General features: G+C 62.5%; 22 protein-coding genes. 15 read left to right on the plus strand and 7 right to left on the minus strand.

All coding sequences use genetic code 11. The features are described 5' to 3' along the window. Window positions 1-20: 20 nt before the first annotated feature. Complete coding sequence (locus AC1DX6_RS17405; protein ID WP_477315445.1) at window positions 21-803, minus strand: helix-turn-helix domain-containing protein; 783 nt, start codon at window positions 801-803, stop codon at window positions 21-23. A gap of 160 nt (window positions 804-963) precedes the next feature. On the opposite strand from AC1DX6_RS17405, the gene AC1DX6_RS17410 reads away from it, so the two are divergent. The 5 genes from AC1DX6_RS17410 to AC1DX6_RS17430 are packed head-to-tail and all read left to right on the plus strand — an operon-like array spanning window position 964 to window position 7,461. Next, window positions 964-3,093 carry a hydantoinase/oxoprolinase family protein gene (locus AC1DX6_RS17410; protein ID WP_477316454.1) on the plus strand — a complete coding sequence of 710 codons (2,130 nt, stop codon included), beginning with the start codon at window positions 964-966 and terminating at the stop codon, window positions 3,091-3,093. A gap of 12 nt (window positions 3,094-3,105) precedes the next feature. After that, entirely contained in the window at window positions 3,106-5,310 is a 2,205-nt protein-coding gene (locus AC1DX6_RS17415) for a hydantoinase B/oxoprolinase family protein (RefSeq protein WP_477315447.1), read from the plus strand. Beyond that, complete coding sequence (locus AC1DX6_RS17420; RefSeq protein WP_477315449.1) at window positions 5,307-5,792, plus strand: acetone carboxylase subunit gamma; 486 nt, start codon at window positions 5,307-5,309, stop codon at window positions 5,790-5,792. The genes AC1DX6_RS17415 and AC1DX6_RS17420 overlap by 4 nt, the downstream gene beginning before the upstream one ends. A 13-nt stretch (window positions 5,793-5,805) precedes the next feature. Beyond that, window positions 5,806-6,576 (plus strand): glucose 1-dehydrogenase, encoded by a 771-nt coding sequence (locus AC1DX6_RS17425; RefSeq protein ID WP_477315451.1) that lies wholly within the window; start codon window positions 5,806-5,808, stop codon window positions 6,574-6,576. 57 nt (window positions 6,577-6,633) lie between these two features. Continuing rightward, window positions 6,634-7,461 (plus strand): SDR family NAD(P)-dependent oxidoreductase, encoded by an 828-nt coding sequence (locus tag AC1DX6_RS17430; RefSeq protein ID WP_477315453.1) that lies wholly within the window; start codon window positions 6,634-6,636, stop codon window positions 7,459-7,461. 62 nt (window positions 7,462-7,523) lie between these two features. Here AC1DX6_RS17430 and betI read toward each other — a convergent pair whose 3' ends face one another. Next, on the minus strand, window positions 7,524-8,162 hold the full coding sequence (betI, locus tag AC1DX6_RS17435; RefSeq protein WP_477315455.1) for a transcriptional regulator BetI: 639 nt from the start codon (window positions 8,160-8,162) through the stop codon (window positions 7,524-7,526). A gap of 174 nt (window positions 8,163-8,336) precedes the next feature. On the opposite strand from betI, the gene AC1DX6_RS17440 reads away from it, so the two are divergent. From AC1DX6_RS17440 to AC1DX6_RS17455, 4 genes are all read left to right on the plus strand, one after another. Continuing rightward, window positions 8,337-9,374 carry an alcohol dehydrogenase catalytic domain-containing protein gene (locus AC1DX6_RS17440; RefSeq protein WP_477315457.1) on the plus strand — a complete coding sequence of 346 codons (1,038 nt, stop codon included), beginning with the start codon at window positions 8,337-8,339 and terminating at the stop codon, window positions 9,372-9,374. Window positions 9,375-9,494: 120 nt separating this feature from the next. Further along, on the plus strand, window positions 9,495-10,430 hold the full coding sequence (locus AC1DX6_RS17445) for an ABC transporter substrate-binding protein (protein ID WP_477315459.1): 936 nt from the start codon (window positions 9,495-9,497) through the stop codon (window positions 10,428-10,430). A 101-nt stretch (window positions 10,431-10,531) separates the two neighbouring features. Next, window positions 10,532-11,593: a quaternary amine ABC transporter ATP-binding protein gene (locus AC1DX6_RS17450; protein WP_477315461.1), complete on the plus strand. Its 1,062-nt coding sequence runs from the start codon at window positions 10,532-10,534 to the stop codon at window positions 11,591-11,593. Then, window positions 11,590-13,692 (plus strand): ABC transporter permease, encoded by a 2,103-nt coding sequence (locus AC1DX6_RS17455; RefSeq protein ID WP_477315463.1) that lies wholly within the window; start codon window positions 11,590-11,592, stop codon window positions 13,690-13,692. The genes AC1DX6_RS17450 and AC1DX6_RS17455 overlap by 4 nt, the downstream gene beginning before the upstream one ends. A 21-nt stretch (window positions 13,693-13,713) precedes the next feature. Here the strand turns inward: AC1DX6_RS17455 and AC1DX6_RS17460 are convergent, their stop codons facing one another. The 4 genes from AC1DX6_RS17460 to AC1DX6_RS17475 all read right to left on the minus strand — a co-directional run bounded on the left by AC1DX6_RS17460 (window position 13,714) and on the right by AC1DX6_RS17475 (window position 17,969). Next, window positions 13,714-14,688, minus strand: a complete 975-nt coding sequence (locus tag AC1DX6_RS17460; RefSeq protein ID WP_477315465.1) for an NAD-dependent epimerase/dehydratase family protein — start codon at window positions 14,686-14,688, stop codon at window positions 13,714-13,716. 31 nt (window positions 14,689-14,719) lie between these two features. After that, a complete protein-coding gene (locus tag AC1DX6_RS17465) occupies window positions 14,720-15,592 on the minus strand; it encodes a MurR/RpiR family transcriptional regulator (protein WP_477315467.1) in 873 nt (290 codons plus the stop codon). 5 nt (window positions 15,593-15,597) lie between these two features. Continuing rightward, on the minus strand, window positions 15,598-16,659 hold the full coding sequence (locus AC1DX6_RS17470) for an ABC transporter ATP-binding protein (protein ID WP_477315469.1): 1,062 nt from the start codon (window positions 16,657-16,659) through the stop codon (window positions 15,598-15,600). Window positions 16,660-16,739: 80 nt separating this feature from the next. Further along, window positions 16,740-17,969: an ABC transporter substrate-binding protein gene (locus tag AC1DX6_RS17475; RefSeq protein ID WP_477315471.1), complete on the minus strand. Its 1,230-nt coding sequence runs from the start codon at window positions 17,967-17,969 to the stop codon at window positions 16,740-16,742. Between the two features lie 400 nt (window positions 17,970-18,369). On the opposite strand from AC1DX6_RS17475, the gene AC1DX6_RS17480 reads away from it, so the two are divergent. From AC1DX6_RS17480 to AC1DX6_RS17490, 3 genes are read left to right on the plus strand one after another with little or no spacing between them, the layout of a single operon-like run. Next, entirely contained in the window at window positions 18,370-19,239 is an 870-nt protein-coding gene (locus tag AC1DX6_RS17480) for a carbohydrate ABC transporter permease (RefSeq protein ID WP_477315473.1), read from the plus strand. Next, window positions 19,239-20,060 (plus strand): carbohydrate ABC transporter permease, encoded by an 822-nt coding sequence (locus tag AC1DX6_RS17485; protein WP_477315475.1) that lies wholly within the window; start codon window positions 19,239-19,241, stop codon window positions 20,058-20,060. The genes AC1DX6_RS17480 and AC1DX6_RS17485 overlap by 1 nt, the downstream gene beginning before the upstream one ends. Window positions 20,061-20,089: 29 nt before the next feature. Further along, on the plus strand, window positions 20,090-20,875 hold the full coding sequence (locus AC1DX6_RS17490) for an SDR family NAD(P)-dependent oxidoreductase (protein ID WP_477315477.1): 786 nt from the start codon (window positions 20,090-20,092) through the stop codon (window positions 20,873-20,875). A gap of 233 nt (window positions 20,876-21,108) precedes the next feature. Here AC1DX6_RS17490 and AC1DX6_RS17495 read toward each other — a convergent pair whose 3' ends face one another. Beyond that, window positions 21,109-21,462, minus strand: coding sequence for a hypothetical protein (locus AC1DX6_RS17495; RefSeq protein WP_477315479.1), 354 nt, complete (start codon window positions 21,460-21,462; stop codon window positions 21,109-21,111). Between AC1DX6_RS17495 and AC1DX6_RS17500 the strand changes: the two genes are divergently transcribed. The 3 genes from AC1DX6_RS17500 (at window position 21,443) to AC1DX6_RS17510 (ending at window position 23,488) form a co-directional block, all read left to right on the plus strand. Further along, the gene (locus AC1DX6_RS17500; protein ID WP_477315481.1) at window positions 21,443-22,378 is read left to right on the plus strand and encodes a LysR family transcriptional regulator; all 936 of its coding nucleotides are present in this window, start codon (window positions 21,443-21,445) and stop codon (window positions 22,376-22,378) included. The two genes, AC1DX6_RS17495 and AC1DX6_RS17500, sit on opposite strands and share 20 nt — an antisense overlap. A gap of 151 nt (window positions 22,379-22,529) precedes the next feature. Then, a complete protein-coding gene (locus AC1DX6_RS17505) occupies window positions 22,530-23,240 on the plus strand; it encodes an SDR family NAD(P)-dependent oxidoreductase (RefSeq protein ID WP_477315483.1) in 711 nt (236 codons plus the stop codon). Between the two features lie 11 nt (window positions 23,241-23,251). Beyond that, entirely contained in the window at window positions 23,252-23,488 is a 237-nt protein-coding gene (locus tag AC1DX6_RS17510) for a tautomerase family protein (protein WP_477315485.1), read from the plus strand. Window positions 23,489-23,511 lie beyond the last annotated feature (23 nt).

Here is a 23,511-nt window from a genome sequence, read left to right on the forward strand (position 1 = left end):
CCAAATTCCGAAGCAGCGTGTCAGCTCGCAGATTCCCGATGCTGGAAGAACTGCAAAAACAGTTCCCGCTCGGTGGTGATGTCGAGCTTCTCGTAAATGCGGCGGCGATGGTTCTTGACGGTGCCGACGGTAATGCCGAGCCGCTCGGCTATGTTCGCGGTCGGGTGTCCGGCGAGGATAAGCTGCACCAGTTCGCGCTCCCGCTGCGAGAGTTCGGGCCACAGGCTAGCCGGGATGCTAGGCTCTTGCCGCGGTGAAGCCCCGGGGCCGGTCGGTGCCGATGTCCGGGAAAAGTCCGCGCCGCGCGCGGTAATGTCGAGCGCGTGCAGCGCTTCGAACACCGGTAGCCGCTCCTCCAGTTGGGCGATTTCGCTGTCCTTGAACGAATTGGTCGAGCGGTCGAGGAAGATGCCGAGGCACCAGTCGCCGCCATCGGCAAGCATGATGCCGACCTCGTCGCAGATTTCCGACTGCGCCAGGAAGCCGGCAATGTACTGGCCGCGCTTGGCGGCGTCGTCGGCAAGCCGCTTCAGCGGCATGATGCCGAGCCTGCGCTCGCGCCGCCACGAGGCATAGAACGGGTCGAAGACGTAGTAGCTGGCGAGATAACGCTGGACCATCTCGTCCGAAAAGCGCCGGTGCTTGATGAATTCCGGCGTCTGCGTCGCCGAGTAGCGCGTCACGGTGACGAGGTCGTGCGCGATATCGGCGCCGATCAGATCGATCAGGCAGTCGACATGCCTGTCCGTGCCGGTGGCGGCGATCGCCTTGGCGAGCGGCGCCCAGATATTGCCCATGCGCATGCCCTTTTCTCGGCGATCCCGGCCCAACCGTCATTGTGTCTTTAGGCATATGGCGCGAGGCGGCCTGTCCAAACTAGCCTTGCGTCATCCTAGACCACATCCCGAGGCGACCGTGACCCAACCCAACCTCACCGGCCCCATCGTTGGCAATCCGCCGATCATTGGCAATCCCATCGTCATCGGCATCGACGCCGGCGGCACCATGACCGACACGATCCTTGTCGATCAGGACGGCCACTTCAAGATCGGCAAGTCGGCGACCACGCCGAAGAACGAAGCCGAGGGCTTTCTGGCCTCGGCCGAAGACGCGGCCGATGCCTGGGGCATCTCGCTGGAGCAGCTCTTCTCCGGCGTCAATGTCGTGCTTTATTCCGGCACAGGCATGCTCAACACACTGTTGTCGCGCACCGGTCGCCGGCTCGGCCTGATCACCACCAAGGGCCTGGAGGACATGATCCTGATGGGCCGTGGCCTGCAGGCCTGGGCCGACTATTCCTATGCCGACCGGCTGCATGCCGTGACCCATCATCACCCCGATCCGCTGGTGCCACGCCGCCGCACCCATGGCGTCACCGAGCGCATCGACCAGTTCGGCGACATTGTGCTGCCGCTCTACGAGCATGAAGTTTCCTTTGCCGCAAAAAAGCTGATCGCCGACAAGGTCGAAGCGATCTGCATCATGACCATCTTCTCGCACGTCAATCCGGTGCACGAGAAGCGCATCGCCGAGATCTGCCGCGCCGAGGTCGAGAAGGCCGGCGCCGACATCATCGTCTACACCAGCCATGAAGTGCGCCCTGTCATCCGCGAGCAGTCGCGGCTGAACTCGGTGCTGATCGAGGCCTATGCGACCTCGCGCGGTCGCAAGCAGCTCAAAGGCATCGAGGACGTCTCGAAGAAATACGGCTTCAAATATGGCGTGCAGACGCTGCTCTCCTTCGGCGGCCTGACCTCGATCAATCACCCGCGCCTGCACGAAACCATGATCTCCGGCCCGATCGGCGGCATCCTGGGCGCGGCCTATGTCGGCAAGCTGATCGGCAACGACTCGCTGATCTGTTCGGATATGGGCGGAACCTCCTTCGACATGGGCGTCATCACCCGTGGCCAGACGCGGATCGAGAACGAGCCGCTGATGGACCGTTTCAAGCTCAACGTGCCGACGCTGCATCTCGATACCATCGGCGCCGGCGCCGGCATGATCCTCAAGGTCGATCCACTGACCAAGAAAGTCTCGCTCGGGCCGGAAAGCGCCGGCTCCGACCCCGGCCCGATCTGTTTCGATCGCGGCGGCACGGAGCCGACCATCGCCGATTGCGATGCGATCCTGGGTCGCCTCAACCCGCACTATTTCCTCGGCGGCAAGGTCGTGTTGCAGGTCGAGAAGGCACGCAAGGCGTTCGAGGAAAAGTGCTCCAGCATCCTTGGCGTCGGCGTCGAGGAAGCCGCCGAGGGCATGATCGAGATGCTGGAGTCCGATGCCAACAATGCGCTGCGCCGCGTCATCTCGGGGCAAGGCATCCACCCCTCGGAATTCACGCTGCTGTCCTATGGCGGCTCGGGCCCGCTGCATCTTGCCGGCTGCTCCAGGGGCATCGGCTTCAAGGACATTATCACCTTCCAGTTCGCCGCCGCCTTCTCGGCGTTCGGCTGCACCACGGCCGATTTCATGCGCCGCCATTCGGTGTCGACGCAGCACGACATCCCATCGCGCGCCGACGAGGCGACGCTCGCTGCTTTCGGCGCCAAGGTCACCACGGTCTGGAACGACCTGACCAAGGCCGCGGTCGACGAGATGATCACCGACGGCCATGCGCGCGAAAAAATCAGGACCGTGCCGTTCCTGATGATGCGGTACACCGGCCAGCTCGAGGACGTGGAAGTCATGGCGCCGCTGGCTGAAGTCAATTCGGCCGACGACATGCGCAAGGTTTTGGACGAGTTCGAGGCGGTCTACGCCAAGGTCAACCATCGCGTGTCGCGCTATGGCGAGGCGGGCTTCACCATCACCGAGCTCGGGCTGATCGCCACTGCCGACAAGGTCAAGCCGGTGCTGCTCAAGCGGCCGCTCGGCAAGTCGCATCCGGCAGCCGCCCACAAAGGTGTGCGCGACGCCTATATCGCTGGGCGCTGGCACAAGGCCGATCTCTACGAAATGGATCTGCTGCAGCCTGGCCATGAAGTGATCGGCCCGGCCATCATCGAACATCCCGCCACCACGCTCGTCGTTCATCCGCAGGACCGCGTCCATGTCGATGAATGGACGCTGCTGCACTACACCCACGCTTGAGAGGGCACCGCCATGTTGGACAAACCTGCTTCGGCCCTGCGCCTTCGCGAAAGACTGCTCGATTCCGAGCGGCTGATGGAAGAGACCGGCTGCTATGACGGCATCACGGAACTCACACTGCGCAACCAGGATCCGCTGAAATTCGAGACGCTGCACACCAAGCTGCGCGCCTATTGCGTCTCTGCACGCGAAATGGCTCGCCGCATCTCGGCCTCGCCCGGCGTGCGCGAGGTCGGCGAGATGGTGGTCGCCATCTACACCCCCGAGGGCGACGCCATCGCGCTGTCCAACGGTATCATGGTGCATGTCCATACGATGAGCCGCTTCATCAAATGGATGATCAAGAACAACTATGAGGAAAACCCGAAGATCCGCGAGGGCGATATCTTCGCCAACAACGATGCCTTCATCGGCACCGTGCAGGTGCCCGACGTCATGGACGTAGTGCCGATCTTCCATGAAGGCACGCTGGTCGGTTGGGCGGGCGCGGTCTGCCACGAGCTGGAAGCCGGTGGCATCACGCCTGGCGGCGACGTCTGCCTGGCGCAGGAGCGCTTCACCGAAGGCCTGTTCGTCTGCGCCGAGAAGATCGGCGAGAATGATGAGATCCGCCGCGACTACGTCATCCGCTGCGAGCGCAATCTGCGCATGCCGATCTACTGGGTGCTGGACGAGAAGGCCAAGGTCGCCTCCTGCATCGACATGCGCGAAAGCGTCAAGCAGCTGATTTCCGAGATCGGCCTCGACTATTGGATGAAGGTGTCGAAGGAGTTCATCGAGGAAGGCCGTCGCGCGCAGCTTGCCCGTACCCGCCAGCTCACCGTGCCCGGCATCTATCGCGGCCACACCTTCTATGGCCACGTCACCGCGGGAAAGCCCGGCTTCCAGCTGCTCGGCGATCCCGATTGGCTCTACAACATCCCGATCGAGATGGAGATCACCACCGACGGCAAGATCACCATGGACTTCGAGGGCACGCAGCCCTGGGGCTACCATTCGATGAATTGCACGCCGGCCGGCATGGATGGCGGCATGTTCGTCACCTTGACCCAGCACATGAATTTCGAAGGCCTGGTCAATGACGGCGCCTGGATGGCAACCGAGCTGAAACTACCGCACGGCACCTGGACCAACCCCGACAACGAGATGGTGGCCACCGCCACCTCATGGGCGCTGCTGCTGCCTGCTTACGGCGTGTTCCAGCGTCTTTTGTCGCGCAGCTTCGTGGCGCGCGGCTTCGTCGAGGAAGCCTTCGTCGGCCAGGTCAACAGCCCGATGATCGAGATGGGCGGCGAAAGCCAGTACGGCACGCCGTTCGGTATGGCGCATTTCGAGTGCGCTGCCGCCGGTTCCGGCGCGCTCGCCATCAAGGATGGCCTCGACACCGCCTATGTCGGCTGGAACCCTGAATCCGACATGGGCAATATCGAGGTGTGGGAACAGTCGATGCCGATGGTCTATATCGGCCGCTCGATCGTGCCTAACTCAGGCGGCGCCGGCAAATATCGCGGCGGCTGCTCGTTCGTCTCGACCTGGCTGATCAACAAGACCTCGCATCTCAGGCTCCACACCTCGGAGCACTCCTCGCGCGTGTTCGACAATGGCGGCATGTGCGGCGGCTATCCGGCGCCGACCTGCCAGAAGCATCGCGCGGTGCGCAACTCCAACATCCATGACCTCGCGGCAAAAGGCGAACCGCTGGCGCATGCGCCCGGTATCGACCCGCACGTCTCCGACTACGAGAAGAACATCGGCGGCGACCATGTCGTGGTCGAGGGCCCCTACATCACGTCGCCGCACAAGGAAGGCGATATCTTCAGCCATTCCTACAATGGCGGTGGCGGCTATGGTGACGTGCTGGAGCGCGATCCGATCAAGACGGCCTGGGATGTCGAGAACGGCTTTCTCACCCGCGAAGCGGCGGACCAGGTTTTCGGCATCGTGCTGAGGGACGACGCCGATGGCTATCCCGTTGCCGATATCGACGCGACCGTCGAACGCCGGGCTGCCATGCGCAAGCAGCGTCTGGCCAGGGCGATCCCCGTCACGGACTGGATTGCCGCCGAGCGCGGCCGCGTCGAGAAGGCCGACTTCGCCCCCGAGGTGAAGAAAATGTACGCCAGCGCGATCAAGCTGTCGTCGCGCTTCACCAAGGAATTCAGTGAGTTCTGGAACGTCGATGCCAGATCGATCTTCATGCCGGGAGCAAAGCCATGACCTCGTACAGCAAGGAAGTCATCCGCGATCTGGCCGCCGGCCAGCTGCCCTGGCCGCAGACGCGGCGCATCATGAGCGCCTACAAGGACGATGACCGTTTCTTCAAGATGGTCGCCGTCTATCAGGATCGCGTCGCCTGGAAGGACCCGATCCTGCTGCCGGTCTCCGATCACCTATTCATCTGTCAGAGCGGCGATGAGCGGATAACCCGCTGCGAATGCAGCCATTCCTTCGGCGACTACCGCAAGAACTGGAAGCTCAAGGCCGCGATCAATGTGCGCAACACCGAAGAAGCACTGCGCGAGATCTATCCCAACAGTGATCTTCCCGATCCCGAGTGGATGGAGATCCGCGAATTCATCTGCCCGCAATGCGGCACGCTGCACGAGGTCGAGGCGGCGGCGCCCGGCTATCCGATCGTCCATGATTTCGAACCCGACCTCGAGGGCTTCTATCGCGAATGGCTCGGCAAACCACTTTAAGGACATTGATCTTGTGAACCGCGTCGCAGGCAAGGTAGCACTCGTCACCGGGGCCGGAATGGGCCTCGGGCGGGCGTCCGCATTGCTGCTTGCGGCCGAGGGCGCCAGGGTCGTTGTCACCGATATCGATGAGAGAGCCGCCCGCGAGACGGCTGATCTGATCGCTCGGGCTGGAGGCGAAAGCCTCTTCATTCGCCACGACGTTTCGAACCCCGAAGACTGGCCGCCGGTGATGGCGGCGGTGGAGCAAAAATTCGGACGGCTCGACGTGCTGGTCAACAATGCCGGCATCGCCATTGCCAGAAACATCGAGGACACGTCGCTCGAGGAATGGCGGCGCACCATGGCCGTCAATCTCGACGGCGTCTTCTTCGGCTGCCAGCAAGGCATCGCCCTGATGAAGCAATCGGGCGGTGGCTCGATCATCAATTTGTCGTCGATCGACGGCATCATCGGCGAGGCCGACCTTGCCGCCTATTGTGCCTCCAAGGGTGGCGTGCGCACGCTGACCAAGGCGGTCGCCGTGCACTGCGCCGAAAAGCGCTACGGCATCCGCTGCAACTCCATCCATCCCGGCTACATCTGGACGCCGCAGACCGAAAATTATCTGCGCGATCTTGGCCTGCTCGAGCAGGAGAAAGCCAGGGCGCTGGCCCGCCATCCCATCGGCTTCCTCGGCGAGCCCAACGACATCGCCTACATGGTCCTCTACCTCGCCTCGGATGAATCGAAATTCGTCACCGGCTCCGAAATGGTCGTCGATGGAGGCTATCTTGCCGTGTGAATCTCAAACCCTTTCGGGCCTGGCCGCCCGCATCGAAACTTCCGGAGACCAAGCCTGATGACAAACCTTTCCGGCCGCAGCGCGATCGTCACCGGCGGCTTCTCGGGCATGGGCTTTGCCATTGCCACGGCGTTGGCGCAGGCCGGCGCCAATGTCGCCGTCGGCTCCTACATTGCGCCCGCCGGCACCGATAAATCCGATGCCGCCTACTATCCCGGCGCCGACGAGATCGAGCGCGTGCGCTCGGCCCTTGCGGCTCATGGCACCCAGGTCCATGCGGCTCATCTCGACGTCCGCGACAGCGACGTCACCAACCGGTTCTGGGCGGACGCGGAAGCCGCCATCGGCCCCGCCGACATATTGGTCAACGCCGCCGGCACCACCGCCGAGCAGCCGGTCTGCGGCCATTCCGACGCGCTGTGGGACAAGATCGTCGACACCAACCTCACCGGCGCCTTTCGTGTCACCCGCGCCGTGCTGCCGGGTATGATCGAGCGCGGCTGGGGCCGCATCGTCAACATCGGCTCGACGGCGGCTTCCGTCGGCTGGAAGGACAACCCGGCCTACTGCGCCTCCAAGGCCGGCCTTCTCGGTCTGACCCGTTGCGTGGCGCTGGAGGGGGCGGCACATGGTGTCACCTGCGTCATGATCAGCCCGACCTGGGTCGAGACCGAACTGATGCGCCGCAATGTGGCGCAGGTCGTCGAACGCGAGGGCAAGGGGCGCACGGCAGAGGCAGCGATGGCCGAGATCGGCAGGGGCAATCCGCAGCAGCGCATGCTGCAGCCGCAGGAGATCGCGGCACTCGCCGTCTTCCTGTGTTCGGATCTGGCCAAGGGCATCACCATGGAAAACATCCAAATCACCGGCGGAGCGCTATGGTAACGCCCAGGCCGGCAAGGAGCGCTCGGGTGGCGCCAGCTTCGGCGATCGATCCGCTGCGACGGTCAGGCCGCCTTCAGCTGCAGCGTCTTCAGCTTCGCTGCCATCTCCGCGCCGAGCATGTTTTCCGAGTATTCGACGAGCAGCGTGCGTGCCTCCAGGCAAGAGATGTCATCGTCGGAGTGACCGCGCCGCAGCCAGAACCCATCGAGCATGGCGGCAAAGCCACGCACGAAATGGTCGATCTCGCTCTTCGACCGCAGCGGCGAAAGCGCCGAGCCTATGTTCGACCGCAGCCGCTTGTAGAACAGCTGCTGCAGCCCGGCATAGCGGGGGTTGTGCGCCGCTTCCGCATAGAAAGAGATCCAGGCATTGGCCGTGTTGCGTTCAAATTTCTCTTCCGGAAAATTGCCATCGACGATCGCCATCAAGCGATCCCACCGTGTCACCGCCTGACGAAGATTGACCACCACCGCATCCATGAGGAGGCGGTTGGCAAACCGCACCATCTCAAACAGGACCTCATCCTTGTCCTTGAAATAATAGGTCAAAATGCCTTGCGACATCCCGGCCTCGTGGCAGATGCGGATCGTCGTCAACCCCTTCAGCCCGTCGCGCAGAAAGATGCGATGCGCCGCCTCGATCAGCTCGATGCGCCTGATGTCCTCGATCCGGGTCTTTTGCTTTCTTGCCTTCGTCGCCATGTGATTCTTATAGCCGACCTATTTTTTGTACGCTCTAACAAATTTTTCTATTGTCACATAATTTCGATAGGTCTAGGCTGCCATCTCAAGACAGATGCCATGCGCCAGCCGCGATCACGGCATTGGCGCCCGAACAGGGCGATGCGCGTTTTGGCGGGGCGGAGCAGAGTGCCGATGACGTTGAACACATCCACCATGCGTGCCGCGGTGCTGACCGGATATGGTGAGCCGCTCGATGTCACGAGCGTACCGCGTCCAATTGCCGGACCCGGCCAGATATTGGTGCGATTGCAGGCCTGCGGCGTCTGCCACACCGACGTGCACATCTGGCGCGGCGAGAGCGTGCCGCCGCGCGTTCCCACCCCATTTGTCATGGGTCACGAAGGCATCGGTTGCGTCGAGGCGATCGGCGACGGGGTGAGCGGCTGGGCGGTCGGCGATCTCGCCGGCGTCCCCTGGATCCACGATACATGCTGCCATTGCGACGAATGCGTCGATGGCTACGAATCGTTCTGCCAGCAGCATCGCGCGCACGGATTGAACGTCCCCGGCGCATTTGCCGAATATGTCGCCTGCGACGCCAGATTTGCGGTCGTCCTGCCTTCGAATATCGACCCCATGACCACCGCGCCGGTGATGTGCGCCGGCATCACCGCCTATGGCGCGGTGAAGCGCGCCGGGCTGAAGGCAGGGGACAGCTGCGCCATCTTCGGATGTGGCGGGCTTGGTCTCTACGCGGTGCAGATCGCCAGTCGTCTCGGCGTCAAGGTGCTGGCGGTCGATCGCGACCCGGCGAAGCTGGAAATTGCTCGGCGTTACGGGGCGGCCGAGACCGAAATCGCCGACAGCGGTCTGCCGGCACGGCTCGCGGCGAAGAGCGAGAAGCAGCACGCCTGCATCAACTTCGCGCCGACGACCGCGACGTGGGACGCGATGGTCGCGGGCATTCGCCCGCGCGGCAGGATAATCGCCGCCGCCATGGTGTTCGAACCCGTGCCGCTCATTCAGGAATGGCTGACGGCCACCGGCGTCGTTGTCACCGGCACCAGCGTCGGCACCAGGCAGGAGATGCGCGAACTGATCGCCATGCACGCGGCACAACCCTTCGAAACCATTGTCGAGGCGATCAAGCTGGAGGGGGTGTCCGACGCACTGATAGCACTCGAACAAGGGCAGTCGAAAGGACGCTTCGTCATAGACTTTTCAGGATAGCCAGCAGACCGTCTTCCCGCGCCTATGGGAGTTGGCGCGGGAAAACACAGCTGTGGTGGCTTGGCCGCAGCGATGCCGAATTCAGGTCAAACGATAACATTCCAAAACAGGGGAACGATCATGCCGAATTCAATCAGAATGAGAAACGCCGGCATCGGGCTGGCGCTGGTGCTTGCCGCCTCGGTGCCGGTGCAAAGCGCCGAACTGGGCGCCAAGGACGAGCCGATCAAGCTCGCCATGCTGGAATGGACCGGCGCCCATGTCTCCACCCACATTGCCGGCCAGTTGCTGGAAAAGATCGGCTACAAGGTCGAGTATGTCACCGCGGGCAACTTCCCGCAGTTTTCCGGCCTGGCCGACGGCTCGCTCAGCGCCTCGGTCGAGATCTGGCTGAACAATGTCGGCGACATCTATCCCAAGGTGCTGGCCGAAAAGAAGATCGAGGACATTGGCAAGCTCGACCTGAAAACCCAGGAAGGCTGGATCTATCCGAAATTCATGGAAACAGTCTGCCCGGGCCTGCCGGACTGGACCGCGCTGAACAAGCCGGAATGCATCCAGGCGCTGTCGACACCCGAGACCGCGCCCAATGGCCGCTTCCTCGATTATCCCGCCGACTGGGGTTCGCGCGCCGCGACCATCCTTGCCGACAATGCGATGCAATACACCGCCGTGCCGGCCGGCTCCGAGGGCGCGCTGGTCGCCGAACTCGAAGCCTCCGAGGCGGCGAAGTCGCCGCTGGTGATGATGTTCTGGGGCCCGCACTACGCGCTGGCGGAAAGCGAGGTCGGCTGGATCACTATGCCGCCTTGCAAGGAGCAGAGCAACGAGCACTGCATCACGCCGCCCGATGTCGACAAGATCGTCTGGTCCGGTTTCGGCGCCAAATGGCCGGCAGCACTTGCCTTCCTCAAGGCGTTCAAGATGGACGCCACCGCGCAGCAGAAGATGATGCTGGCCGTCGACAAGGACGGCAAGGATCTCGACGCCGTCGTCAAGGAATGGGTCGACAAGAACGAGGCGGTCTGGAAGCCCTGGGTCGACGCGGCCAAGTGATAGACGCGGCCCGTGTCTCGCCACTCGAGTGGCGGTCGATTTGCCAACCCGGCTTCGCATCGGTGCGAAGCCGGGCCATCGCTGCGTGAGGGCTTGACGTCATGAACATCGCCGCCCCGCCAATCAAACTGACCTGCCGCAATGTGTGGAAGGTCTACGGGCGGCGTCCCGCCTATTATTTCGACTCGCGTGGCTACATCATCGAGCCCGACGCGCTGGCCGAGCGGCTGCGCGCGGAAGCGCATCTGCCGGCCGTCGTCGATGCCAGCTTCGAGGTCGCGGCCGGCGAGATCTTCGTCATCATGGGCCTGTCGGGTTCCGGCAAGTCGACGCTGGTGCGCTGCCTGTCCAGGCTGGTCGAGCCGAGTGCCGGCGAAATCCTGCTCGACGGGCAGGATTTGCTGAAGGCCACCGGCAAGGAGCTGATCGAGCTTCGCCGCCATGCCATGGGCATGGTGTTCCAGAATTTTGGCCTGCTGCCGCATCTCAGCGTCCTCGACAATGTGGCGTTTCCCCTCAAGATCCAGGGCAAGCCGTTGCGGGAACGCGAGGTTCGCGCCCGCGAGATGATTGCGCTGGTCGGCCTCGAAGGTCGCGAAGCCTCCTTTCCGCATCAGCTCTCCGGCGGCCAGCAGCAGCGCGTCGGCATTGCCCGCTCGCTCGCTGTCGGGCCGGAACTGTGGTTCCTCGACGAACCGTTCTCGGCGCTCGACCCGCTCATCCGCCGGCAGATGCAGGACGAATTCCTGCGCCTGCAACGCATGCTGAAGAAGACCATCATCTTCATCACCCATGACATGGCCGAGGCGTTCCGGCTGGCTGACCGGCTCGCCATCATGCGCGCCGGCAAGATCGTCCAGATCGGCCGCCCGGCCGACATCGTGCTCAACCCCGCCGACGACTATGTCGCGCAGTTCACAGAGGACATGCCGCTCTTACGCGTCATCAAGGCCGGCGATCTCGCGGCGCCGGCCAACGGATCAGCGCTACCCGAGGAGAGCGTCGCTGCCACCACCAGCCTGGAGGAGCTTATTTCGCGCCTGGCCTCGGGCGTTCGCGCTTTCACCGTGCCCGGCGACGGTACCAGCCCGCCATCATTGCTGACGGCCGGTTCCGTCCTCGCCGTGCTGGAGCGGGAACAGGCCCGCCGGACCCGGCCATGACGGCGCCGGCAGCGACATTCCGGTCCCCGCCGAGGGTCGTGATCGAGCCGGCCCTTTTGCCCTGGTGCGGCTTCCTGGCGTTAACCGCGCTTTGCCTTGTGCTGAAGGCGGCTTTTCCCTGGCTGGTGACGTTTCCCAAGGAGTGGACGCTGCCGCTGGCAGCAGGCGTCAACATTGTCACCGATGCCGTGGTGACCGTCGTCCAGCCCGCGTTCCGCGCTCTCTCCGCCATGCTCGAAGCGCCGATGCGCGGCGCTCGCCTCGTTCTGGTCTGGTTGCCCTGGCCGGCGGTGATGCTGGCGGTGGCGGCGCTGGCGTTGAAGTCGAGCGGCATCAGGCTGGCGGTCTTTGCGCTGCTGGCGCTGGTCTACATTCTGCTCGCCGGCTATTGGCCGCAGAGCATGAGCACGCTGTCGCTGGTGCTGCTCGCCGTGCCCATCTCCACCGTGCTTGGCTTTGCGCTTGGCGTGCTCGGCTATGTCAGCCCGCGCCTTCGCCCGCTGCTGATGGGCGCACTCGACCTGATGCAGACCGTGCCGGCCTTCGCCTATCTCATCCCACTGCTTTTGCTGTTCGGCTTCGGGCCGGTGGTCGGGCTCATCGCCAGCGCCATCTATGCAACGCCGCCGATGGTGCGCAACACCATGCTCGGCCTCGATCGCGTGCCCGCGGCCGTCAGCGAGGCCGGCCTGATGAGCGGCTGCACGCGCCGCCAGCAGTTCTGGCATGTCGAAGTGCCGACGGCGCTGCCGCAGATCCTGGTCGGTTTCAACCAGACCACGATGGCGGCGCTGTCGATGGTGATCGTCGCCGCCATCATCGGCGGCTTCGAGGACATTGGCTGGGAAGTGCTGTCCTCGATGCGCAAGGCCGAGTTCGGCCAGAGCATCCTGTCGGGTCTGGTCATTGCGCTGTTGGCCATTCTCATCGACCGCCTGACCATCGGCTTTGCCAGGGAGCGGCCGACAGGGCCGACAGCAGCCATGCGATGGATGACGTGGCACCGACTGCTGGTGGTTATGGCTCTGGCGGTCGGCCTGGCGATCGCCATTCGTGTCTTCTGGCCGGATGACACCTTGCTGCCCAGCACCGGGCTGCGCACCCAGATGGGCGCGGTCAACCAATTGCTGCTCGGGCTTGTCCGCGACTACGCCTGGTTTTTCGACGGCCTGCGCAACAGCGTGCTCTATTGCCTGCTGCTGCCGCTGAGGATCGGCATTTCGGGCGCCGCTGTTCCCGCCATCTGGGGTTTTACGCTCTCGCCGCTGGCAAACACCGCCTATGCCGCGGCCATCCTGTCGGCTTCAGCCCTGCTGATGCGTCGCTTCGGTTGGCGGCCGGCGCTGGCCGTGCTTGTCGCCGGCATCCTCCTCTACACCGGCTTTCTCGGCTTTCCCTGGCCGGCCTTCATCTCAGGCATTGCCCTTCTCGCCTGGCAGGTCGCCGGCGTGCGGCTCGCCCTGTTTGCGGTGGCCGGCTTTCTCCTGATCCTGGTCAACGGATTGTGGGCGCAACTGGTCCAGTCGCTTTATCTTTGCACGCTGGCGGTGCTGCTCTGCCTGCTGATCGGCGGCGCTCTCGGCGTCTGGGCCGCGCACAGCGAGCGCGTGTCGCGCGCCCTGAAGCCGGTCTGCGATGCGTTGCAGACCGTGCCGCAATTCGTCTTTCTGATCCCGGCGCTGATGTTCTTCAAGGTCGGCGAGTTCACTGCGCTGATCGCCATCATGCTCTACGCCATCGTGCCGCCGATCCGCTATGTCGAGCATGGGTTGCGGCATGTGCGGGCCGAGGTCGTCGAGGCGGTCGAACAGATGGGCGCGACCCCGGCGCAAACGCTGTTTCAGGCCAAGCTGCCGCTGGCGCTGCCGGTGGTCATGCTTGGCCTCAACCAGACCATCATGGCGGCCCTGTCGATGCTGGCCATTGCGGCGTTGGTCGGCACGCGCGATCTCGGACAGGCGGTCTATGTCGCGCTGGGCAAGGCCGATGCCGGCATGGGCCTGATCGCCGGTCTGTCGATCGCCTTCCTGGCCATTCTCACGGATCGCCTGGTGCAAGCAGCGGTATCCGATGGCGCAGGCCGGAGTCTTCGTGGATGAGGGCCGCGGCCTTCTCGGCGATCATCCCGGATAGACAACCTCGCGCCGCGATCCGTTGGCCGGCTGGAATGCCCAGGCGGCGTCGACAAGAGACTGGGTGTTGAGCTTCGGTGACCAGTTCAACAATTGGCGGGCCTTCATGTTGTCGATCCAGACGCTGTGGAAGGGCGTCGGTATCTCCACCGCTTCGTGTCCGAAGCGATTGGAGATGTAGGCGGCGGCGCGACCATAGTCGAAGGGCTCTTCCATCGCGAGGTTGAACGTCTGGCAGCCCGGCGGCCGGATCTCGATCGCAGCGAGAATTGCATCGACCACATCGTCGACACCGATGATGCTCCGTTTGAGCGGCCTGCCATCTGCCGCAAGGGCGAGTGCCACACTCTGTCTCGCCGCGTAGCGCGCCGCTTCTGCCTCGCCGACCTCCTCATGCCAGCGCGGCATGCCAAAGACGTCCGGTCCGAAGGTCAACGCATACCGCAGGTCGTCGTCCGCCATGATCCACGGCGACCGCAGGCAGCAACCTTCGATCCCATACTGAAAATGCGCCTGGGTCAGCATGACCTCTTCCAACACCTTCGACAGGGAGTAGCAGCCGGGTGCCGCCTTGTGCGGCGATGTCTCGGTGACTGGCGCAGGCGCGGGATAGAAGAAGTGACCGATCGCGGCGTCACCTCCGACAAGGATGAAATACTGTCCCTTTGCGAGCCGGAAGGCCTCGAGCAGCCAAAACATCCCTTTGACCGTGACGTCCATCACGAATTCCGGCATTTCCTTGCAGCTTGCCATATGAACGACGTGGGTCACGCCCTCCATGGCGGCTTCGACGAAGGCCCTGTCGGCGATGTTGCCTTTCACCACCTCAAGGCGGCGATCGACGATACGCAAGTCGCGCGAATGGGTCATGGCTCTGATTTGCACCTCCGGCAAATCACGCAACAGCCGTTCCACGACCCTGCCGCCAAGCTTCCCGCTCGCTCCGGTGATCAGCAAACGCATCTCTGGCTCCATGCACGTAAATGAAGGCTGTTCAGTCGCCGAGCGGAAGCGTTGCGTCATAGGCATCGGCTATCGTCAGCGTCTGCTTCATGCGTCGCAGGTTCTCGAGAACGGGAGGGCCGATAATCTCCGCTGCTTTGAACGCCAGGCTGTCGACTATCGCCATCAGCGCGTACCGCGCCGAGTTAGGCTTATAGACCAGGCCGTCCTCGACATAACGGTACGGAATGACGTGGTCTGCCGTGCGCGTTAGCGGCGTGTCGGCTGGGGCCACAGCGATGGTGCGAGCACCGTACTGCCGGGCGATCGACAATGAATCGATGACCGACGCCGCACCTCCCGTCAGGGAGAACCCGACCACAACGGTTCCGGGCTTGGCCAGCGCCGCCGTCATTCGCTGCAGCCGCCCGTCGATCTGGGTGACGACATTCAGTCCGAGGCGGAACAGGCGAAACTCCAGCTCCTGCGCCGCCACGGACGATATGCCGCCGGTCCCGAACAGTTGCACCTGCTTTGCGCCGGCCAGGTAGCCGCCTATTTCGACGACAAGTTCTTCGGACAACACGTCCCTGAGATCGGTAATTGCCTTGATGGCAAAGCTGCAGATCGTGGCGACTGCTCGTCCTTCGCCGAGCGATAGCGCCTCTCCCTTGGCATCGAGATACGCTCCTCCGATTGCGACAGCCTGTGCCAGCTGCAGCTTCAATTCACGAGTCCCTTCCAATCCCAGCGCGAGGGCAAGTCTGGTCACGGTCGGTTCGCTGACGCCGGCCTTTTCAGCCAGCATGGCAATCGTCGTACGCGACGCGTCCTCGACGTCCTCCAGTATGACGCTCGCCAGTTGACGCTCGGCAGGCGTGCCGCTTTCCAACTTGCCTTGGAGAAGCGTGATAATGTCGGTCAATGTTGTCACAAGCGCAGTCCCGTCTTCTCATTGAACAAGTGAACGTGATCCGGCGAGACCCTCAAGCGTAAGGATTGCCCTATCTCAATTAGCGGCCGGCCGCGGAACACGCAACGCACCGGCTGGCCGGCGACGTGGCCGTAAACGAACACCTCCGCGCCGGTTGGCTCGAGGACTTCTACGACGAGGTGGATCGGGCCGTCGGGGTCTATCTCATAGGCTTCCGGCCGGATTCCAATTGTTACTTGTTCTACTTCAGCTGCCAGATCTGAAACTGGAATCAACCGGTCATCCCCCAGACGAACGGCTTTGGCCGGTCCGTCGTGGACGAGCGTTCCGCTCAAGAAGGTCATGGAGGGCGATCCCAGAAAGCCGGCAACGAAGCTGTTGACCGGTCGGTCATACAGTTCGATGGGCGTGCCGATTTGCTCGATGTGGCCGTTATTCATGATGACGATGCGGTCCGCCATCGTCATGGCCTCGATCTGGTCATGCGTGACGTAGACGATCGTCGAGCCAAGCTTTCGATGAAGGCTCTTGATTTCAGTGCGCATCTCGACGCGAAGGTGCGCATCGAGGTTGGAGAGCGGTTCATCGAAGAGAAACACATCCGGGTCGCGCACGATCGATCGGCCCATGGCGACGCGCTGGCGCTGCCCACCCGACAGCTCGCTCGGCCGGCGATCCAGATATGGCGTCAGATTGAGAACGGCGGCGGCGCGCTGGACCTTCTGCCGGATGTCGGCGGCCGGCTCGCCGCGGACTTCGGGACCGAAGGCTATGTTCTGTCCGACTGTGAGGTGGGGGAAAAGGGCATAAGTCTGAAAGACCATGGCGATATTGCGCTTCTGCGGTGAAAGATCGTTCGCGCGGCGCCCGCCAATGAGCAAGTCGCCTCCCGAGATCGCCTCAAGTCCGGCAACCATGCGCAGCAGGGTCGACTTTCCGCATCCCGATGGACCCACGATCACGACGAACTCGCCATCGTCGATTGTCAGCGACAGATCCGGGATGACCACCGCCGCATGGTAGCGCTTCGCGATATTGTGGAGAACGATCTCGGACACGGTAGGCTTGTCTCCTATGCAAAAATCTGAGGAAATTGCGGCTGCGCCAGTCCAGGGAAACCGGCGCAGCCGCCGGGGGACTAGAGTCCCCGCGCCTTGTCGATCGCGGTGGCGGCTTCCTTGAGGGCGACCTCTGGCGCTGCGTCTCCGAGGTAAATGCGTTGCAGTGCCGACCGCGTGATGTCTATCACCTGGTCATAGCCCTTCACATTCGGCTGGAACTGGGCATAGGCTAGTCCATCGGCGAACGCCTTGATGTCCTTGTTGCCCTGGAAGTACGGGTCCGCCAACTCGTCCTTGGTCACCGGGAGCAGGCCGTCAGCCTTGTCGAACCCGACCCGGAAATCCCGCTGGTAGATGAAGTCGAGGAACTTGCGGACCTCTTCCTTGGCCTTCGAGCTTTCGAACACCATGACGGAATCGGTGATGGCCATCGTGGTCTTCTGCGCCTTAACCGGGAAGGGCAGGACGGAGTACTTCAGATTCGGAGCCTCCTTCTGAAGCTGCGGGACGAGCATTGGAAAGGTAAAGATCGTGCCGACCTTTCCCTGCTTGAACATGTTGAATACGTCCTCGCGGCTGTAGGCCGTTGGCGTCGGCTCCGTGCTGCCGCCCTTGACCAGTTCGGCGTAAAGCTTCGCGGCGGCGATACCCTCGGGCGAGGCGATCGCACTCTTGCCTTTGTCGTCGAAGATCTTTCCGCCGAACGACCACAGCGCATAGTAGTAGTAGACGTCGACCTCTTCCTCCTTGCCAGGCAGACCGAACCCGAAGGTATCGCCGAGTTTCGATATCTTGGTGGCCGCCTCCTGCAACTCTTCCCAGGTCGCTGGGGGCTTGACGCCGGCCTTCTCGTAAAGATCGTTGTTGATCATCATGGCGCGGGCCGAGGCAGCGATAGGCAAGCCCATCAGTTTGCCGTCAATGTGGGACGGCTGCAGCATGGTCGGTATGAATTTGTCGACCAACCCTGGCGAGACCAGGCCTTCGATCGGGGCGACCAATCCTTGAGTGGTGAAGTCGGCAAGCCAGATGGACGCCACGACGGACATATCGGGCGCGTTGTTGCCTGAAATGTCGGTGGTCAGCGTCTGTAGATAGCTCGACCACGGGATCACCTCGATCTTGACATGGATATCAGGGTTCTCCGCCTCGAATGCTTTGGCGGCCTTCTCGAACTCGATCTTGGTATTTGCCGAGTATTCTCCAAGGGTGAAACGAATGTCCTTGGCGGACACCGGCAAAGCGATCGCCGTCACGGCGAGCGCTGTCGTGATGCCCATTACGATTTGCGCGAATTTTCTTCTCATCGTGCTTCTCCCATTGTGGCCCTCTGAAGTGTTGCGGGTCATAGGCCTCGCGCGGCTCTTGCCTGAGCCGTCCCCATTCCATAGAGCGCTCAATGTAAGTTTGCAACATTAATTCTTGTAAATTCGACGAAATATGTCAAATTCTTGTAAGTAGATATCATCGCTCTGGGCGAATGCGAGCTCGCATGCCTGCACTCGAGAGTAACAAAATCCGGTCGATCTTGCGCAGAAAAGCACCATAGAGTGTGGATTTCGCGCTCCGGTGGGATTGTCGGTGAGAAATTTTATTACACAAACTGCATGTTATGGCTTGCAATCCCGTGATTGGATGTGTTTGAATTACATAGGCCGGAAGAGAAGGCCAGGCCACAGCCGAAGAGGGAAGCTGGCACTTATGCGGATGTCCGCCACGTTCAATCCATACGTTCTCATCTTCCCTGGGCTGCTGATCAGTAGCCTCATTGTCTTATGGCCGTTGGGGCAACTCGGGATCCTGTCCGCCAGCGAGGTGAACCGCTTCGGGCAGGTCCAAGGGTTTGCCGGTGTTGACAACTATGCCCGCGTCTTTGCCGACCCCGAGCTGTATGCCTCGTTGTGGCGAACGATCGTCTGGACCGTCGGCGTCGTCGGCGGAACGTTCGTGCTGGCCCTGCCGATCTCACTGGCCCTCAATGAGGATTTCCACGGCCGGGGCCTTGCCCGCGTGCTCGTGATGCTGCCCTGGGCGATATCCCTGGCAATGCTTGCGATCGTCGGCCGCTGGGCGTTGAACGGTGAGAATGGCGCCGTCAACCTGATGCTCAGCACGATGGGCATCATCCACGTCAACATCGCTTGGCTCGGGCAGGCGAACACGGCCTTTCCCATGCAGATCATCCTGGGCGTCATCGCCACACTGCCATTTACGGCGACGCTCTTGCTCGGCGGCCTCTCGTCGATTCCGAAAGACCTTCACGAAGCCGCGCGCATCGAGGGGGCCAGCGCCTTTCAGATATTCAGACGGATCACGCTGCCGATGATGCGACCGTTCATCAACATCGCAGTCATCCTCAACACGATCTACGTGTTCAACTCGTTTCCGATCATCTGGGCAACGACGCAGGGCGGGCCGATCAACTCGACCGACATCCTGGTCACCTACCTCTACAAGCTCGCCTTCCGTTTTGGCCGCGTCGGCGAAGCGGCGGTCCTTTCCCTGATCATGTTCGCGATACTGCTGTTGTTCACCGTCATCTATGTGCGCATGGCAACGCGCGAAGAGCGTGCCTGATGGGTACGATCCGCAAATCAGTCCTCATCTGGCTCGGCCTGTTGCCGGTTTTCGCGGTCTCGCTGTTCCCATTCGCGGTAATGGGGTTGACTGCAATCCGGCCGCAAGACGAGCTGTTCACCCGCGAGTGGCTTCCGAGCCGGATTGCCTGGGGCAATTTCATCGAAATGTGGCAGGCGACCGGGTTCGGGCGCGCGCTCGCAAACTCCCTCTACATCTCGGTGACCGCCACCGTTCTCGCACTTCTGGTTGCGATCCCGGCCGCCTATGCGCTATCCCGCTTCAGGTTCATCGGGCGCAGCAATTTCAGACGCTTCCTGCTGATCAGCCAGATGCTGTCGCCGATCGTTCTGGTGTTGGGCCTGTTCCGGATCCTGGTGCTGTTCGGTGCGCTCGACAACGCGAATGCGGTTGCCATTCTCTATGCCGGGTTCAACACGGCCTTCTCGGTCTGGATGCTGGAAAGCTACTTTTCCACCGTTCCACGCGACCTCGAGGAGGCTGCCTGGATGGAAGGCGCCTCGCCGCTGACGACACTGAGGCGGGTATTCTTGCCGCTCGCCTTGCCCGCCATCACCGTCACGTCCCTGTTCACCTTCGTGAACTCCTGGAACGAGTTCGTCATCGCGCTCACAACGTTGCGCTCGGAGGAGAACTACACGCTGCCGATCCAGATTCTGTCGATCGTGTCGGGCCGCTATTCGGTCGACTGGCATCTGGTGATGGCCGCCGCACTGTGCGCCACGCTGCCCGTCGCCATGCTCTTTGCCTGGATGCAGCGCTACATGCTGCGCGGGTTGACCGCAGGCGCCGTGAAGTGATGTCTCGATGATTACAGGAAAGGCTTCAAATGCATCAGACCGTTCTTGACAAGTTCAGGCTCGAGGGCAAGCGCGCCCTGATTACCGGCGGCAGCAGGGGCCTGGGGCGGGAAATGGCCCTCGCTCTGGCCGAGGCAGGTGCGGACATCGTCTTGGTCGGCCGCTCGCCCGACGCCTTGGAAACGACGTCGGCGGAGATTTCGGCACGTGGCCGCAGAACGGAATCGATCGTAGCGGACATGTCTGACGCCGATCAATGCGTCAGCGCTTGTAAGCAGGCGCTTGCATCTGGACAGGTCGACATCCTCATCAACAATGTCGGCGGGCGAAACCTGAATATCCCAATCGAGCGAACAAGCCTGGAGCAATGGAACTGGGGCATGGCGCTCAACCTCACGCACTATTTCCTCGCAACCAAGCACATCGGAGCGGCCATGATCGAGAGCGGGCGAGGCGGCCGCATCATCAACGTTGGCTCGATCTCCGGACAGATCATCAATCGCGACGTGGCTGGTCGTCACTACGAGACGTCTAAAGCCGCGGTGATTCAATTCACGCGAGCGGCCGCTGCGGATTGGGCCCGCTACGGCATAAACGTCAACGTGATCTGTCCCGGGCTATTCATGACCGATCCAAACCGCGCGTGGGAGCAGACCGACCGTCGGGCAATCGACAGCTTCGTCGCCGGCGTTCCGATGGGGCGGGCCGGCGAACCGGAGGAAATTGGCCCGCTCGCTGTCTATCTGGCATCTCCTGCGTCGAGCTACGTGACGGGCGCAAGCTTCGTCATCGATGGCGGATACACGGTTTGGTGACAGCGCGCTAGGTCGGATGGCTGTTTCGTGGTTTAGATCCGTTGAAATGGAGCGAACGGGCATGGGCATTCTGGACTTCATTTCCAAGCAATTTGCCGGTGCTGACCTATCTGAAGAACTGGGACAAGTTCGCCTGGTGCAAGAAGCGGTGGCGGGGCGGACAACGGATCTGTGATGCTTGATCACCAGCCCGCCAGGGAGACGGGGCAACAGCCCAGCCTGTCGGCTCTCCGCTACTCGCGGTTCAACGGCACACGGGCGGCAGCGGTCTTGCCGGTGCGCGAGAACGACGTACGCAGGCGATAGCGATCGCCTGCGTAGCGGATCGTCGAGGACAGCAGCGGACGGCCGGACGCATCGACGATGAGCTGGCGCGCACCAGCACCGATTTGCCGACCTCCATGTCGAGCTAGAGATCGAACAAGGTGGCGCCGCTCCGCCAGGCAGCGGCGCAACACTCTTTCGGATATCGGCACAATCAGCAGGGTTGATTTGTCGTAGATTATTGCCAGAACCGGATTGCTCGCTGACAGTTCGGTGGCATTACCTCGTATCCGGAAAGAATAGATGGACCGTATCGAAGCCATGCGGGTGTTCGTGACGGCGCTGGACGAGGGCAGTCTGGCGGCCGCGGGGCGCAAGCTGAGGCGTTCGCCCGCCGCGGTCAGCCGCGCCATTGCCTTTCTCGAGCAGCATGTCGGTGCCGAGCTGCTTCACCGCACCACACGGTCGATCAAGCTTAGCGAAGCGGGCGAGCGATACGCCTCGGCCTGCCGGCGTGTCCTGATCGATCTCGAAGAAGCCGATATGTCCGTCGCCGGCGAGCGCGCCGCGCCGCGCGGAACACTGACGATCAGCGCACCGCCGATCAGCGGCGAGGAGATCCTGCGTCCCGTTATCGACGCCTATCTCGACGCTTATCCGGCCGTGTCGGTCAATCTGATCCTGATCGACCGCCACGCCAATCTCGTCGAGGAAGGGATCGACATTGCCCTTCGTGTCGCGCAACTGCCGGATTCCTCCCTGGTCGCCGTGCGGGTCGGTGGTGACGTCAAGCGTGTCGTCGTGGCCTCGCCGCGCTATCTCGCAGAGCATCCGCGCATCGTCGAGCCTGCGGATCTGACCAGGCATCGCATCGTGTCGACCACGCATTTTGGCCATGACGCGTGGGTGTTTGCGCCGCCGCCGGGCGGTACGATCGCTCGCTCGGTTCACTTCAAGCCCCGGCTCGTGGTCAACAGCGTTCGTGCCGCGCTGGCCTCGGCTGTGGCCGGCCATGGCGTGACGCGCCTCTACACCTACCACGTGGCCGAACGCGTCCAGGACGGCTCGCTGAAGATCGTGTTGCGCGACGCCGAACCCGCTGCTTTGCCCGTGCACCTGCTCACCCCTCAGGGGCGCACCCTGGCGCCAAAGGTCCGTACCTTCGTGGATTTCGCGGTTCCGCGACTGCGCGCCGAGTTTGCAAGACTGTCAGCGCAGGCCGACGCCCTCAAGGACTGAAAGCGCCAATTCTTCCGCGTTTCGGAAGAATGCCTGCCGAACAGTGGTTATTCAGTCGATTCCTGATCGTCCCGATATTAGTGCCCGGCCCGCTTTGATGGGTCGACGGCAGCAATTGGCCTGCCGGAACTCATTCAGGACAGGACAGATCATGAGTACCGAACAGAAAGTCGTCGTCATCACCGGAGGCTCGCAGGGTATCGGCGCCGCCCTGGTGAAAGCCTACCGCGATCGCAACTTCAAGGTCGTCGCCACCTCGCGTTCGATCAAGCAAGGCAGCGACCGGGATGTTCTCGCCGTTCCCGGCGACATCGGTGATCCCGCGACGGCAGGTCGTGTCGTCAGGGAAGCGATGGCGCGCTTCGGGCGGATCGACACGCTGGTGAACAATGCCGGTATTTTCATCGCCAAACCGTTCACGGACTACACAGCCGAGGACTTCACGTCCAAGATCTCGACAAATCTGGCCGGCTTCTTCCACATCACCCAGGCCGTCGCCGCCCAGATGCTGAAGCAGGGCTCCGGCCACATTGTAAGCATCACCACCAGCCTGACCGATCACGCCATCGCCGGCGTGCCGACAGTGCTAGCCAACCTGACCAAGGGTGGCCTCAATTCGGCAACGAAGGCGCTGGCCATCGAATATGCCGACAAGGGTGTGCGGGTGAACGCCGTCTCGCCCGGCATCATCAAGACCTCGATGCACGCCTCGGAAAACCATGAGTTCCTGGCAGCACTTCATCCGATCAAGAGCATGGGCGAGCTGCGTGATGTCGTGGAAGCCGTGCTCTACCTCGAAACCGCCAGCTTCGTGACGGGCGAGATTCTGCATGTCGATGGCGGCCAGAGCGCCGGTCATTAGGGGAGGTCGCCATGCCCATCGTCACCATTCAAGTCACGCGGGAGGGGTCTGCTCCCGGCCGTGATTCCGTCACACCCGAGGAGAAGGCCGCCCTCATCGCCGGGGTCAGCCAGTTGCTGCTCGACGTCCTCCACAAGCCTCTCGAAGCGACCTTTGTCGTCATCGAGGAGGTCGAACTGGAAAACTGGGGCTGGGGCGGCCTGCCGGTGCCTGAGTATCGAAGGCGCAAAGCCGCCGACAACACCTGACCAGGCGGGCCGCCACACTGCGG

The sequence above is a fragment of the Mesorhizobium sp. P2_C4 genome, from assembly GCF_056404575.1.

Excerpts from the sequence above, each read along its gene's own strand:
- AC1DX6_RS17405 (WP_477315445.1), bottom strand. The coding sequence starts at position 803 with ATGCGCATGGGCAATATCTGGGCGCCGCTCGCCAAGGCGATCGCCGCC.
- AC1DX6_RS17415 (WP_477315447.1), top strand. The coding sequence starts at position 3,106 with ATGTTGGACAAACCTGCTTCGGCCCTGCGCCTTCGCGAAAGACTGCTC.
- AC1DX6_RS17420 (WP_477315449.1), top strand. The coding sequence starts at position 5,307 with ATGACCTCGTACAGCAAGGAAGTCATCCGCGATCTGGCCGCCGGCCAG.
- AC1DX6_RS17430 (WP_477315453.1), top strand. The coding sequence starts at position 6,634 with ATGACAAACCTTTCCGGCCGCAGCGCGATCGTCACCGGCGGCTTCTCG.
- betI (WP_477315455.1), bottom strand. The coding sequence starts at position 8,162 with ATGGCGACGAAGGCAAGAAAGCAAAAGACCCGGATCGAGGACATCAGG.
- AC1DX6_RS17440 (WP_477315457.1), top strand. The coding sequence starts at position 8,337 with ATGACGTTGAACACATCCACCATGCGTGCCGCGGTGCTGACCGGATAT.
- AC1DX6_RS17445 (WP_477315459.1), top strand. The coding sequence starts at position 9,495 with ATGCCGAATTCAATCAGAATGAGAAACGCCGGCATCGGGCTGGCGCTG.
- AC1DX6_RS17450 (WP_477315461.1), top strand. The coding sequence starts at position 10,532 with ATGAACATCGCCGCCCCGCCAATCAAACTGACCTGCCGCAATGTGTGG.
- AC1DX6_RS17455 (WP_477315463.1), top strand. The coding sequence starts at position 11,590 with ATGACGGCGCCGGCAGCGACATTCCGGTCCCCGCCGAGGGTCGTGATC.
- AC1DX6_RS17460 (WP_477315465.1), bottom strand. The coding sequence starts at position 14,688 with ATGCGTTTGCTGATCACCGGAGCGAGCGGGAAGCTTGGCGGCAGGGTC.
- AC1DX6_RS17475 (WP_477315471.1), bottom strand. The coding sequence starts at position 17,969 with ATGAGAAGAAAATTCGCGCAAATCGTAATGGGCATCACGACAGCGCTC.
- AC1DX6_RS17480 (WP_477315473.1), top strand. The coding sequence starts at position 18,370 with ATGTCCGCCACGTTCAATCCATACGTTCTCATCTTCCCTGGGCTGCTG.
- AC1DX6_RS17485 (WP_477315475.1), top strand. The coding sequence starts at position 19,239 with ATGGGTACGATCCGCAAATCAGTCCTCATCTGGCTCGGCCTGTTGCCG.
- AC1DX6_RS17490 (WP_477315477.1), top strand. The coding sequence starts at position 20,090 with ATGCATCAGACCGTTCTTGACAAGTTCAGGCTCGAGGGCAAGCGCGCC.
- AC1DX6_RS17500 (WP_477315481.1), top strand. The coding sequence starts at position 21,443 with ATGGACCGTATCGAAGCCATGCGGGTGTTCGTGACGGCGCTGGACGAG.
- AC1DX6_RS17495 (WP_477315479.1), bottom strand. The coding sequence starts at position 21,462 with ATGGCTTCGATACGGTCCATCTATTCTTTCCGGATACGAGGTAATGCC.
- AC1DX6_RS17505 (WP_477315483.1), top strand. The coding sequence starts at position 22,530 with ATGAGTACCGAACAGAAAGTCGTCGTCATCACCGGAGGCTCGCAGGGT.
- AC1DX6_RS17510 (WP_477315485.1), top strand. The coding sequence starts at position 23,252 with ATGCCCATCGTCACCATTCAAGTCACGCGGGAGGGGTCTGCTCCCGGC.